The 14,111-nt window shown below is 71.4% G+C and carries 8 protein-coding genes; 1 reads left to right on the top strand and 7 read right to left on the bottom strand.

Going from position 1 to position 14,111, the window contains the following annotated elements; translation table 11 throughout:
• The 7 genes from R3E88_21145 to R3E88_21175 all read right to left on the bottom strand — a co-directional run.
• A partial coding sequence (locus tag R3E88_21145; GenBank protein ID MEZ4218985.1) for a DEAD/DEAH box helicase occupies positions 1-4,084 on the bottom strand: 4,084 nt, incomplete at its 3' end.
• Between the two features lie 680 nt (positions 4,085-4,764).
• Entirely contained in the window at positions 4,765-5,424 is a 660-nt protein-coding gene (locus R3E88_21150) for an endonuclease NucS (GenBank protein MEZ4218986.1), read from the bottom strand.
• Between the two features lie 22 nt (positions 5,425-5,446).
• Positions 5,447-6,154, bottom strand: coding sequence for a thermonuclease family protein (locus R3E88_21155; GenBank protein MEZ4218987.1), 708 nt, complete (start codon positions 6,152-6,154; stop codon positions 5,447-5,449).
• Positions 6,155-6,205: 51 nt separating this feature from the next.
• Entirely contained in the window at positions 6,206-8,263 is a 2,058-nt protein-coding gene (locus R3E88_21160) for a pyrroloquinoline quinone-dependent dehydrogenase (GenBank protein ID MEZ4218988.1), read from the bottom strand.
• Positions 8,260-8,967: a helix-turn-helix domain-containing protein gene (locus R3E88_21165; GenBank protein ID MEZ4218989.1), complete on the bottom strand. Its 708-nt coding sequence runs from the start codon at positions 8,965-8,967 to the stop codon at positions 8,260-8,262. The genes R3E88_21160 and R3E88_21165 overlap by 4 nt, the downstream gene beginning before the upstream one ends.
• Positions 8,968-9,038: 71 nt before the next feature.
• Entirely contained in the window at positions 9,039-10,085 is a 1,047-nt protein-coding gene (locus R3E88_21170; protein MEZ4218990.1) for an LLM class flavin-dependent oxidoreductase, read from the bottom strand.
• Positions 10,082-11,023, bottom strand: a complete 942-nt coding sequence (locus tag R3E88_21175) for an aldo/keto reductase (protein ID MEZ4218991.1) — start codon at positions 11,021-11,023, stop codon at positions 10,082-10,084. The genes R3E88_21170 and R3E88_21175 overlap by 4 nt, the downstream gene beginning before the upstream one ends.
• A gap of 162 nt (positions 11,024-11,185) precedes the next feature.
• Here R3E88_21175 and R3E88_21180 point away from each other — a divergent pair, with 162 nt between their 5' ends.
• Complete coding sequence (locus R3E88_21180) at positions 11,186-14,020, top strand: EAL domain-containing protein (protein ID MEZ4218992.1); 2,835 nt, start codon at positions 11,186-11,188, stop codon at positions 14,018-14,020.
• Positions 14,021-14,111: the final 91 nt, after the last annotated feature.

The following is a 14,111-nucleotide window of genomic DNA, read 5'->3' on the forward strand; positions in this document are numbered from 1 at the left end:
GGTCCCGGCGCTTGGTCGAGACGTTCTGGAGCCGGAAGAGACGCGAAGTCGGAGGCCCGAGCGCGGCACCGCATCGCTCGCACATGTCGGGGCCGTCCGTATTGGGCGCGAAGCCATCGTGCAGGTAGCCGCATGCTTCGCACATCTTCGCGCGAGAGGTGACTACGTCGTCCGTGTCGCCCTGGCGTTCGGACGTGAGGATCACGCGATTCACGAGGTAGCGAGCGCCTTCGTGATACACGACCGCTCGCGGACCAAACTCCGAGATCGCAAGGAAGCGAGGGCGCGAGACGAACTCGTCGTTCCGCTTCTTGCCTCGGCGCGCCGGAATGAAGGCCGAGAGCGGAAGGCGCGGGAAGTTGTAACCGGGTAGGAAACCCTCGCTCGCGAAGTACCGGTACGAGTAGAAGTCGGACTGGACAACGTTCTCCGGGTCGCGGAGTAGCTCGAGCTGCGACTCGGCTTCGGCGCGGAGTCGCTTTGCCTTGGCGCGTTCGTCCGAGCTTCGCGAAGCGTCGGTCATGACGCTGTGCTGCACCGCTTGCTGGCGAGAAGCAGCGCGGTAGAGATCGCGCCAGCGCTCGCACGCCGCATCGAAGTTGAGGAGCGCACCGTTCAATGTGCGGTCTAGCCACTCGTCGTCGTACCAACGCGCATCGGCGAGATCCAGCGAGAGCGCGGTGAGGATTCGCGACGCGCGGTCGCGCGCGCGATCGAGCGCATCGAGCTTTCCGAGCCCATCGCGCTTCTCGCCGAGTAGCTCGAGGCTGGGTTCCTCGCCCGAGAGATCGAGCAGCTGCGCAACGGACTTCTCGAGCGGAACTCGCGTCTCGGCGAGCCAGACCGCGTGAACGTGGGCTCGGATCAAGTCTTCGTTGGCGAGATCGATGCGCGGCGGGGTCACGGCACCCGAGACCATCTCGTGCGGACGCCGGAAGAAGTACTGGTCGTGAGGGCTGTAGTTGGTGCAGTACGAGAACACGATCGCCGGCTGGCCGCTTCGCCCCGCGCGACCGGATCGCTGTGCGTAGTTCGCCGGCGTAGGTGGCATATTGCGCAGATTCACAGCGTTGAGCTCGGCGATGTCTACGCCGAGCTCCATCGTCGGCGAGCAATAGAGGATCGGAAGGCGCGCCGATCGGAACGCGTGCTCACGTTCCTCGCGTTCCGCCGCCGGTACCTGCGCGGTGTGCTCGCGCGCTGTTAGACCCTTCCCGTCGTCCGCAATGCCCCGATAGAACTCGACGAAGAACGAGTTCGAGTGGCCACCCGTCTGCGAGGGCCGCGGAACGCGAATCGCGTCGCGAAACGGGCGGGACCCGTCACCCGCCTTCCACACCATTGATGACGCAACGATCTGGTAGCCGGGCACATCGTCTGCGTCGCGCGGCTCCTCGACCGCTTCCACGATGCCGGCGACTTTCAACGCTGCGAGCAGATCGCACGCAATCCGGCCGCGGTTCTCGAGATCGAGGTACTCGCCGTAGTCTGGAAACGTGCTTCCGCGCGCCAGGTACTGCCCAAAGCCACTTCGCGGGGATAGGAAGAAGTGCTCTCGGGAGTCGCTCTTGGATCGTGACCGCGGAAGCAGAATCTTCGAATGCTCGAGGGCATTTTCCTCCGCTTCGTCGATTGCCCACGGACTGATCAGCCGCTGACGACTGCGCGCGACGATCTTCTCCTGCGCATCCGACTGGAGCGCATCCACCTTGATCGCGAGTTCGCGCCGCATGAGATCGAGTAGAACCTTCGCGACTTTGAAACGGTCGTCGGGCGACGCTTCGGCGAGAGCGGGGTGTCGCGCCTGCCAGTACCGCTCAGCTGCGCAAAGGTCTCGGAGAGACTCGTACTCGATCTCGAGCATCCCGCACTGCTCGAGATTTGGTGATGTGATTCTCCAGCCCCGCTGCAAGTCGCGGTAGAGCCGGTAGCCGAGCACTGATCGAAGCGCCCGGTTGGTGTCCGCCAACGCCGCGAACCTGACCTCCGGGTCACTCGCGTAGAGTGCGAGGTCGAGATTGAGCGCCTTGAATACCTCCTGCTCGAGCTCATCGTGGCGGAGCCCTTGCATCCCGGCCGCCTCGGCGGCCCGATAGAGCGCTGATCTCAGGAGGCCTACCTCAACGAAATCGTTGAAGTGCCCGGCTTGCAGCGAAGCGTCCTGCCGGTTGTCGGTGAAGCTGAGGATCTTCTTCGCCTGCGGAGACAGGAACTCGTCCGCACGCAGCTCACGGATTCCCGCGAGCGTCAGGATCGTCGTCGCAGTGCTCCTGCCTTCTGTACCTAACGACGTGAGCTTCCCGAAGTCGGAACGCTGGCGGCCGCTGTAGGTCACACCACACGCGAGGCAGAAGGGGAATGGCGCGCGGATGAAGTGGCACGGAAAGCCCGACGTCGAGAGCGCACCAGCGCCGTCAACTCGTATTGGCCGCGGAATCTTATCTCGGTGCGCACGTTTGATGCGGAGGCCCTTCCGCGATTCTTCGATCCAATCTTCAGGGACGAGCTCGAGCAGATCCTCCGTGTCGTCCGACCAAGGCTTCTTCGTATTGACGTAGAGAAACCCGGCCTCGGTGTCTTCCTCGCCGCCGCGATCCGAGAGCTCACGAGGCGCGTAGCAGCGCCGATCGGTACTGGAATCGAGCACATCGCGGACGCAGTAGTACTCCTGCCCGCACTCGCGACAGAACACGAGTGGGAAGAGAGCCCTGTCCCGGTGACCCGGTACGAAGCGCTGGCCATGAACGGTGAGGTGCCGCTCCGCCTCCGAGTCGATCGACGCGTAGACGGTGTCGCCGCGCCCGATGAACTGATGGAGGCGGAACGCGAATACGGGGAATCCGGTTCGCGGATTGGGATCGGAGCCGTAGCTCGCGAGCAGCTGATCGGTGATGGCTTGCACGCAGCGGGGTTCATCGACTCCGGTGAGTCGGCCGAGACGATTGCCCGCACCACCGGACCCTGAGATCGAGCTCGGCGCTACGCGAACGAGACGACTCGACTCCTCGTCCACCCGGAGACCGCAGGTGCTTTCGATGAAGATGGACAACGGATCAGAAATGAACTCATCGAATGCCTTCGGCGGCTTGCGCTCGCCATCCACGACTCGTGCGCGAAGCTCGGCCTGGAAGGTCGAATCCTCGAGCGCTCTATCGGGCGTGATGCGCTGAAGCGTTTCTCCGATCACGTGCTCGGGGGCGACATCCGCGCCGAACAAGCGAGTCGCGACTCTTGCGATCTCCGCCCTCTGTTCGTCGACCGTGCCCTCACTCGCCAGAGTCGCCGAGGTTCCTACACACTGAAGACCAGGTGCCTCGAACGCCTCGCGCGCACGGCGCACCAGCATTGCCACGTCCGCACCCTGCCGCCCTCGGTACGTATGCAGCTCGTCGAGCACGAGGAACCGCAGCCCGCGCGCGCCGCGAACGAGTGAAATTTCGTCGGGGCGGGTCAGGAGGAGCTCGAGCATCACGTAGTTGGTCAGCAGGATGTCGGGAGGCGACTGGCGAATCGCTTCCTTTTCCTGATCGCTCTCCTGGCCCGTGTAACGACGGAACGTGACCGGGCCGCGCCCATCCGGATAGCCGTGCGAAAGGAACTTCCGCAGCTCGCCCTCCTGGCTGTTCGCGAGCGCATTCATCGGATACACGACGATCGCTTGAATCCCCTTGCCGGAACCGTTGCGGAGGACGTGGTCAACGACGGGAATGATGTAGGAGAGGCTCTTGCCCGAGCCGGTACCGGTCGTGAGGACGTAGTTCGCCCCCTTGCGCGCGATGCGGATCGCGTCGGCCTGATGCCGATGGAGCCGCAACTCTCTGCCGACATCGCCAGCCTGCTCCTTGCCGATCCGAAAGACGCGGCTGCACTCCTCGTGAAGTACGCCCTCATCCACGAGCTCTTCGACCGTGCCACCCGGCGCGAACGCAGGGTTGATCTGGATCAGCGGGTCGGGCCAGAGGAGACCCGCGTCCAACGCCCCGTCGACGACGGACCGGATTCGGTCGTCCGCGATCTCGATGAAGCTTCGAACATACTGCCCGAATTCGCCGACGATCCGATCGCGGAGCGAGAATACATCCATCAGATACTCGCATCTCGGTCGATGAGCGAGCGTAGGCTCACCACCGAATCGGAGTCCGTGGCAACGTAGAGACTCACGATGCCGAGCCGTCCTTTCATCTACGGACGGAGCGCATTCTATACGGATCGCGACGCATGATGGGTCGCATCATGGCCGATTGCGTGGGACCGAAAGTCATCAACGCTAGGCTCACGCACGGCACTGTCACGCGACACCCTAGCCAACGAGCGCGGCCCGCACGCCGGGTTCGGCCTCGGCGGCAATTGCCGCTCGCACCTGCTCGATCCGGGTAGTCACTGCCCCGCCCCCTCCCGGTACGCCTCCCTCATGATCGCGAGCATCTCCTCGTCCCATGTGGCGATCGTCTCGCCCCGGCCGATCGAGAGTCCCGGACTCATGGCATCAAGCACGCGGAGTCAAGGCGGGGGCCATTCTGTCGAAGACGGAGCACCAGCCGGTGAGGGAGGCGCATCGGTCGCTCCAGATAGTGACGAGGCTGGCGTCGGTGTCGCCGAAGTGCGGCAGGAGCGTCCAGCAACTCGCGATGCCCGCGTGGCTGTGGAGATAGACCAGGCCCTCGGCCTCGAGGCTTCGTGCGAAGGCGACGAGCTGTCGGAGTGCGGGGCGCTCGGCCTTGGGCGAGTACGCCCTCGAGACTTCGAAGACGTCGGCTCCGTCGCTCAGCTCGCCCTTCGGCGCGCGCGTCCCGAGACGAGCGGGCGAACTCGACCCGTCGAAGTCCACGCGGCGGGGAACGAGCAACCGCTCGCCCGCGAGCTCGCACTGGCGCATCTCGACGAGGTCGATGTCGAGGCCCCCGGCGACGGTGGCGAGGTAGCCGGGAGGCCCGCGAGCTGGAGAGGCACGGTGTCGAGCACGAGCGCGAGCCGGAATCGCCCGGAGGTGACGCTCGCAGCCAGCCCTTCACGAAGTGTCGCAACGTCGAAGGCCCCGGACTGGCTTTGTGCGCGCACGACATCCTCGATCGCAGTGAAGCCTTGCGCGCGCAGCGAGGGCGCGAGCGTGCGCTCGAGCGAATCGAGGCTGGTGCCGCGAAGGCTCGCGGCGTAGTCGAGCACCTGCGAGACGACCTTGCGCCGCGCCTCGGCGTTGTGTGCGACCTTGATCTCGATGACTACGAGCCGGCCCGAAGACTCGACGCCCCGCAGGTCCACGTAGCCCGAGCCGACGGCGACCTCGCGTCCGAGGATCGCGAGCCCATCCGCGCCGGCGAGCGGCAGGAGCTGCGGCGCATCCTCCACGAGCGCATGCAGTGCCGCCTCGTCATCGAACGCAGCCGCTGCGAGCGCCTCGCAGCCGCGCGACTTGCCCCGCCACACGCCGCTCGCCTCACACCCTCCCTCACTCGCCGGCCGCGCATGCGCAGCCGCGGCCCCGTCGGCACGTCTTGCTCCACGAGATGCAGGAGTCGCCGCAGGGTTGGCCGGTGCGGCAGACGCGGCAGCAGCTCGGCGCGCGCTCTCGCGGCGTGCGTTCGGCGCGCGGTTGCTCGGCGTCGGGCCGGGGGTCGGGAGCCGAGGTGCCGCCGTGGAAGCTGCGGCGCTCGGTCGCTCGTGGGTCGGGCTCGGGGGCCTCGGCTTCCGCAGCCTCGAGCACGCTCGCATAGCGTCCGCGGCCGTACTTCGTCCAGAAGCGCGAGTAGCCGCCGCGCACGAGCTCGGCGTTGACGAAGAGCTCGTCGGCGTCGCGCGCGTCGAGCTGCGCAAATACGTAGGCGAGGAGGCGCCCGTAGGTGCCGTAGCTCGGCGTGCCGGGCTCTTCGAACTCGAGGCGCAGCCGTCGGTGCTCGACGGCGCGCGAGAGCGCGTCGCGCGCGGCTTCGTAGCCGGGCTCGTTGCGCTCGGGCGTGTCGACGCGGAGGAGGCGCACGTTGTGCTCGCGCCCGGCGCAGTCGACGTAGAGGGTGTCGCCGTCGACGACGTGCGTCGCCGTGCAGGCGTCGAACTCGCCGGCGCGGGCGGGCGGTGAAGGCAGGAGCGCGGTGGCGGCGATCGCGCTCGAGAGGGTGCGCGCGCAGACGCGCGCGGCTCGCTGCCAGATGCGGCTCATCGCGGGGCCTCCGCGCGCGTGCGGCCGCGTTCGCTCGGCCGCCCCCCTCTCCTACTCCTCCCCCACCCCGAACGCCATCACCCAGTCCCCGAGCTTCGACCCCAGCCCGACGTGGCCGCCGGGTGCGACGACCAGGAGCTGACGGCCGGCTGCCGTGCGGTAGGTGATGGGGCCGGCGTGGAGGCCGGCGGGGAGGTCGTAGGTGGCGAGGCGCTCGCCGGTCTCTGCGTCGTGCACTCGCAGCACTGCCTCGCGCGTACCGCCGTGGAAGACGAGCCCGGAGGCGGTGGCGAGGGCCGGGCCGAACACGGCCGAGCCGGGGTCGCCGTCGCGCGTGCTCGAGGATGCGCGCCAGGCGACATCGCCCGTGGTCAGGTCGACGCCGACTAGCATGCCCCACGGCGGTGGGGTGCAGGGCGTGCCGTCGATGGCGAAGAGGGTGCGGCCGCTCATGGGGTGGAGGCGGAAGCGCTGGCCGGTGCCCTTGCCGGTGAGGAGCCAGCGGAGGTTGCGGAGGGTCACGCCGCGCAGGGGCCAGACGTTCGCGCCGCCGCCGGTGGCGCGCTCGCCGACCTCTTCGAGGTGGATGACGTGCGCGACGTTGTTCGCGGGCACGACGAGGAGCTGGCGCACGGGGTCGAAGGCGGCGCCCGACCAGTTGGCGCCGCCGGCGGTATAGGGATAGGTGATGGAGCCGCGCGGGCTCGGGGGTGTGAAGAGGCCTTCGTTGCGCAGGGGGGCGAGCTTGGCGCGGCAGGCCTCGAGGTGCGCGGGCGTGGGCGCGTAGAGGTCGCTCGGGTCGACGCGCTGGGGCACGAGCGGCGGCGGCGCGGTCGGGAAGGGCTGCGTGGGCGAGGCGTGCTCGCCCGGCATGTCGCTCGCGGGAACGGGGCGCTCCTCGACGGGAAAGACGGGGAGGCCGGTGTCGCGGTCGAGCACGAAGACGAAGCCGTGCTTGGTGGCCTGGATGACGACGTCGCGAGGGGCGCCGTCGCGCGTGGCGGGCCCGGACGTTAGTCGGGCGAGCACGGGCGGGGCGGCGAGGTCGTAGTCCCAGAGGTCGTGGTGCACGGTCTGGAAGTGCCAGCGCACGGCGCCGGTGGCGGCATCGAGCGCGACGACGGAGTCGCTGTAGAGGTTGTCGCCGGGGCGGTCGCCGCCCCAGAAGTCGGGGCTCGCGCTCGTCACGGGCAGGAAGACGAGGTTGCGCTCGAGGTCGGCCACCATCGTCGACCACACGTTCGCGGCGCCGGTGAGCGCGGTCCCGGACTTCCACGTCTCGTGGCCGGGCTCGCCCTCGTGCGGAATGGTGTGGAACGTCCAGCGGAGCGCGCCGGTGCGCACGTCGAACGCGCGCACGTCGCCGGGCGGCTCGTCGGGCCGCAGCGTGTCGGCGATCGCCGAGCCGACGACGACGACGTCGCCGACGACGGTGCCGGGCGACGTGACGTTGTACTCCCAGGGGTCGTGGAGCGGCGCGATGCCGACCGTGAGGTCGACCTCGCCTAGCGTCCCGAAGCCTTGGCAGCGCTCACCGGACGCGGCGTCGAGCGCGATGAGCCGCGCGTCGAGCGTCGCGAGGAAGAGGCGCTCGCGGCACGGCGCAGCCGCGCCGCCGGAGCTGGGTGCGGCCGTGCCGCCGGTGCTCGCCTCGGCGGCCTCGCTCCAGTACGCCACACCGCGGTTGATCCACTTGTTGGCGTAGGCGCGGCCGCGCTCGAGCTCGGGGTCGAACGTCCAGAGCTCGCGGCCGGTCGCGGCGTCGAGCGCGACGACGCGGTTCGTCGGCGTCGTGACGTAGAGCCGCCCGCCGACGACGAGCGGCGTCGCCTCGAACGCGCTTCCGCGGTTCTCGGCGAGCGGCCAGCTGCCCTCGAAGTAGTCGCCGTGGCGGTAGCTCCAGACGAGCTCGAGCTTCCCGGCGTCGTCGCGCGCGATGTCGGCGAGCGGCGAGTAGCGCCCGCCGCCGGGCGCGCCTTCGGTGTAGCGCCACTCGGTCGCGAGCGACGGCGCGCCGGCGGCGGCGCCCTCGGCGCGCGCGCGCGCGCCGGGTGTGACGATGGCGAGCGTGCTCGCGACGACGAGAGCGAATCCGGCGATGCGACTCATGGCAGGTCTCCTCGCAGGGCGCGTTCGACGAACTCGACGAGCGCCGCCTCGACGGCGGCGTCGCTCCAGCCGGGGGTCTGGGGAGTCGGGTCCCAGTGGCGGTGCACGGCCCAGAACGCGGCCAGCTCGACGACGATGCGCGCCGTCGCGCGCACGTCGGCGACGGGCGCGAGCTGGCCGGCGGCGATGCGCTTGCGCAGCCACGCCTCGAGCAGCGCGAGCACGCCGGTGCGCCCTTCGTCGAGCCACACGGCGGCGAGCTCGGGATAGTCGGGCGCGCAGCGGTCGAGGAGCTTGATGGCGTCGCGGTGCGACGCGAGCAGGCGCAGCAGCTCGGCGACGATGCCGCGCAGCTCGGCCGGCGCGTCGGCCGCGCGGCGCCGTCGCGACGCGGCGGCGAGCAGCGGCAGCGACGCCTCCTTGCGGATGCGCGCGCGCACCTTGCGCAGGATGGCGCCGGGCCTCGGAGTCGGAACGGGCAGCGCGCGCGGGAGGGCGACGGGCTCGGCGCGGTCGGCGTGCAGGAGCACCTGCTCGAGCAGCGCCTCCTTGCTCTCGACGTAGAGGTAGAGCGTGCCCTTGGCGACGCCGAGCTCGGCCGCGACGTCGGCCATCTGCGTGCGGCGATAGCCGCTGCGCAGGAACACGGCGGTCGCCGCGCGCAGGATGGCGTCGAAGCGCTCGGGCGGGACGGGGCGGGCCACGCGCCGACCCTAGACTGACCGTCTGGGTCAGTCAATCACACGGAACGGGCCCGGCCGGAGCGGCGGCGCGCCTACCCCTTCCGCAGCTCCGGCAGCACGTAGCGCGCGAAGAGGTCGCACTCGGCCATGTGCGGGTAGCCCGAGAGGATGAAGGCCTCGATCCCCATCTCCTGGTAGGCGCGCAGCTTGGCGAGCACCTGGCCGGGGTCGCCGACGATGGCGGCGCCGCAGCCCGAGCGCGCGCGGCCGATGCCCGTCCACAGGTGCGGCTCGACGAAGCCGTCGCCCTCCGCCGCCTCGCGCAGCTCGGCCTGCCGGCGCACGCCCGCGCTCTGCGAGTCGAGCGAGCGGCGGCGGATGGCGTCGCCCGTCGCGTCGTCGAGGCGCGACACGAGGCGCGCCGCGGCCGCGCGCGCCTCGCCCTCCGTCTCGCGCACGACGACGTGCACGCGGTAGCCGAAGCGCAGCGCGCGGCCGTGGCGCGCGGCGCGCGCGCGCATGTCGGCGAGCGTCGCGGCGACGCCGTCGATCGTGTCGGGCCACATGAGGTAGACGTCGGCGGCCGCGGCCGCGACCTCGCGCGCGGGCTCGGAGAGCCCGCCGAAGTAGAGCGGCGGGCAGCGCCCCGAGACGGTGCGCGCGGCCGGCGGGTCGAGCGCGAGCGCGAGGTGCTCGCCGCGGAAGTCGACGCGCTCGCCGTCGAGCAGCGCGCGCAGCACCTGCATCGTCTCGAGCGTGCGCGCATAACGAGGCTCGCTCGCGAGCTCCTGCCCGGGGAGATCCGACGAGATGATGTTGACGGTGAGCCGGCCGCCGAGCATCTGGTCGAGCGTCGCGAGCTGGCGCGCGAGCTGCGGCACCCAGAGCTCGCCGCAGCGCACGGCGACGAGGAGCTTGAGGCGCCGCAGCAGCGGCGCGACGCCGCCCGCGAACGCGACCGAGTCGATGCCGAGCGCATAGCCCGAGGGCAGGAGCACGTTGTCGTAGCCGTGCCGCTCGGCCGCGAGCACGAGGTTGCGGCAGTGCTCGAACGACGAGCGCAGCTGCGGGTCGGCGACGCCCAGGAACTCGTAGTCGTCGTCGCAGAGCGCCGAGAACCAGCTCACCTCGAGGCTCACGGCAGCGGCACTCCTTCCGACGCCTGCACGATCGCGTAGACGTCCTCGCGCGCGAGCGCGACGCCGAGCGCGCGCGGCGCCGCGCGCAGGCGCTCGACGTTCGTCGTGCCGACGATCGCGACCGGCGCCGCGGGGTGCGCGAGCACGAAGGCCGTCGCGATGGCCGCGCGGTCGACGCCCTCGCGCGCGGCCAGCCGGTCGAGCACGGCGAGCAGCTCGGGGCGCACGCCCTCGCCCGTCGCGAGCCGCCCGCCCGCGAGCGGGCTCCATGCGAGCGGAACGGTTCCGTGCTGCATGCACGCGTCGAGCGTCCCGTCGCGGAGCGGCCCGAGCTGCACGGCCGAGAGCTCGGGCTGCGACGTCGAGAGCGGGAACGGGAGGTGCGCGCGCAGCGCCTCCGTCTGCGCGGGCGTGTGGTTCGAGACGCCGGCGAGCGCGATCTTGCCGGCGTCGCGCAGCGCGGCGAGCGCCTCGGCCACCTCGGCCGGGTGCGTGAACAGGTCGGGCCGGTGCACCTGGTAGAGGTCGACCTGCTCGACGCCGAGCCGCCGGAGCGACGCCTCGCACGCCTCGCGCAGCGCGCGCGCGCTCGCGTCATAAGGAATGGGCGGGCGGATGCCGCCCTTCGTCGCGAGCACCATGCGCGCGCGCAGCCCGGGCGCGTCCGCGAGCACGCGGCCGAGCAGCTCCTCGGCCGCGCCGAAGCCCGCGCCGCCCCAGTCGAGCCCGTACACGTCGGCCGTGTCCACGAGGTTCATGCCGGCGTCGAGCGCGGCCTCGAGGCGCGCGCGCGCCTCGGCCGGCGTCATCGCGACGAGCCGCCAGCACCCGAAGGCGAGCGGCGCGACGCGAAGCCCGCTCCCGATCGGGCGCGGCGCGGTGCGGACGAGCGAGGCGGGGGCGTCGGGCGCGCCCGGCGAGCCGGCGGGTTCGGGCATCGCCGCATCCTATCCCAGGGCACCCGCGGAACGGCTCCGCTGCCCCGAGTTGCGGGTAAGCCGCGCGCGCGCGCGGGCCGATGAGGCGCGGAGTCCGCGCCAGAGAAGGCTGGAAGGCGCGGAGTCCGCGCCGACGACGATCGACGACCGACGAGGATCTGCGTGCCCCATCTCCTGATGACCTTCGTCGGGCTCCTCTTCGCGGGTGGCGGCATCCTGCTCGGCCTCGCGGCGCTCACCTGGCAGCGGCGCTCCGCGACCTCCGGCCGCTCGCTCGCCGCCATGCTCGCGGGCGCGGCCGTGTGGGTGCTCGGCGCGGCGGCCGAGCACCTCGCGCCCGGCGTCGCGGGCAAGCTCCTCGCCTCGAAGGTGCAGTACGTCGGCGTGCTCGCGATCCCGCCCGCCGCGCTCGCGACCGTGCTCGTCGCCGTCGGGCGCGCGCGCTGGCTCGAGCGCTCGCTCCCGTTCCTGCTCGGGTTCGCCGCGTGCGGCATCGGCCTCGCGGCGACGAACGACTGGCACGGGCTCGTGTGGGAGCGCGTCGCGCTCGCGCCCGGCCCGGGCTTTCCGATCCTCGCGCTCGACTACGGCCCCGCCTACGCGGTGATCGCGCTCGGCTGCCACGTGCAGCTGCTCGCGGCGCTCTGGCTCTACGTCGCGTACTCGGGGCGCGGCTTCGAGCCCGAAGCGTGCCTCGTCCACCTCGGGTTCGCGGCGCCGTGGGCGACGAACGTCCTCTACCAGCTGCGCGTCGGCCCGTGGCCCGAGCTCGACCTCACGCCGCTCGGCCTCGTCGTCACGGGCGTCGCGTTCACCGTCTCGTTCCACGGCCTCGGCAACGTCTTCTCGACGCTCAAGCTCGCGCACCGCGACGTGCTCGAGCACATCGCCGACGCGATCCTCGTCTTCGATCGCGACGAGCGCCTGCTCTCGGCGAATCGCGCCGCGCGCGCGCTGCTCGCGCTGCCACCGCTGCCGGCGCCGGCCGCGCGCGCGCTCGCGCCCTTCGACGCGCTGCTCGCGTGGGTGCGCTCGGGCGCGGCGTCCGCCGCCGAGGGCGGCTTCGACATCGAGATCCGCACGGCGCGCGCGGCCGACGGGGGCGAGGCCGCGACCGAGCGGCGCGTCTTCGACGCGCGCGCGGTGCCGATCGAGGACGCGCGCCTCTCGGGCCGCGCGGCCGTCGGCGGAAGGGTCGTCGTGCTGCGCGAGGTGACGGAGCAGCGCGCCGCGGAGCGCGAGCACCGGCTCCACCGCGAGCAGCTGCGCCAGATCCTCGACCTCATGCCGCACGCCGTCTTCGCGCGCGACGGCCAGGGCCACTTCCTCCTCGTCAACGAGAGCTGCGCGCGCATCTACGGCATGCGCCCCGAGAACCTGCTCGGGCGGTCGCAGTACGCGCTGCACGACGGCGCCGAGGACGTCGCGCGCATGCTCGCGCACGACCGACGCGTCATGGAATCGGGTGCGGCGTCGACGATCGAGGAGCACTTCGAGGACGACCGCGGGCGCTCGCACGTCTTCCGCACGACGCGCGTTCCGTTCCTGCGCAGCGAGGACGAGCTTCCCGCCGTGCTCGGCGTCGCGATCAACGTCACGCGCGAGAAGGAGCGCGAGCGGCTGCTCGAGCGGCTCGCGTCGACCGATTCGCTGACCGACCTCGCGAACCGCCGCCACTTCCACGAGGTGCTCGAGCACGCGCTGTCGACGGCGCGCCACAAGGCCCACCGCGCGGGGCTCCTGTTCATCGACCTCGATCGCTTCAAGATGGTGAACGACGTCTACGGCCACCTCGTCGGCGACGAGGTGCTGCGCGAGGTCGCGTCGCGCATCCAGGACAGCGTGCGCTTCACCGACCAGGTGCTCGTCGCCGGCCGCGACACGGGCGACGACGCGGGGAGCGAGACGACCGTCTCGCGGCTCGGCGGCGACGAGTTCATCGTGCTGCTGCCCGAGGTGACGGGGCCGGCGGGCGCGGCGCACGTCGCGCGGCGCATCCTCGCCGCGCTCGCGCGGCCGATCGCGACGGGCGACGAGCGCCTGCAGCTCGGCGCGAGCGTCGGCGTCGCGATCTTCCCCGAGGACGGCGCCGACCCGGAGACGCTGCTTCGCCACTGCGACCAGGCGCTCGGCAACGCGAAGCGCTCGGGGCGCGGCAAGTTCGAGTTCTTCAGCGCCGCGATCGGCGAGGCCGAGGAGCGGCGCCACGAGATCGAGCGCGCGCTGCGGCGCGCGCTCGAGCGCCGCGGCGAGCTCGAGGTGCACTACCAGCCGATCCGCCACGCGCGCACCGCCGCGCTCACGAGCGTCGAGGCGCTCGTGCGCATGACGAGCGCCGAGCTCGGCGCGGTCGCGCCCGAGGAGTTCATTCCCGTCGCCGAGGAGTCGGGGCTCGTCGTGCCGCTCGGGCGCTACGTGGTCGAGACGGTGTGCGCGCACGCCGCCGGCTGGCGCGCGCGCGGCCTGCGCCTGCCGCGCTTCGCGATCAACCTCTCCGCGCGTCAGCTCGTCGACCGCGCGACGGCCGAGGAGCTCGGCCGCATCTTCACCGCCGCGGGGCTCGACGGCAGCGCGATCGAGTTCGAGCTGACGGAGGGCAGCATCCTGACGCGCAACCCGGTCGTCGGCGAGACGATCGCGGCGCTCCGCTCGCAGGGCTGCACGTTCGCGCTCGACGACTTCGGCACCGGCTACTCGTCGCTCTCGCATCTGCGCCGCTTCGAGTTCGACCGGCTCAAGATCGATCGCACCTTCGTCGCGGGCATCGGGCGCGTGGCGGGCGACGAGGAGCTGACGCGCGCCGTCATCGCGCTCGGCCAGCGCCTCGGCATCGAGACGGTCGCCGAGGGCGTCGAGACGGAGACGCAGCTCGCCTTCCTGCGCGACGAGGGCTGCGACTTCGTGCAGGGCTACCTGCTCGGCCGTCCGCTCCCCGCCGCCGACACCGAGCGCATGCTCGAGAGCGCGCTCGGCCGCGAGAAGGACGAGACGGCCTAGCCACCGACTCGGGCGGCGCCGCCGGCGCGGCGTTGGACTCCGCGCGGCCGCGAGTCGAACACTCGCGCCCGACGTTGCGCGCCGCGCCTCC

This window comes from Myxococcota bacterium (assembly GCA_041389495.1).
In the GTDB taxonomy this organism is placed as follows: Bacteria; Myxococcota_A; UBA9160; order UBA9160; family UBA4427; genus JAWKRT01.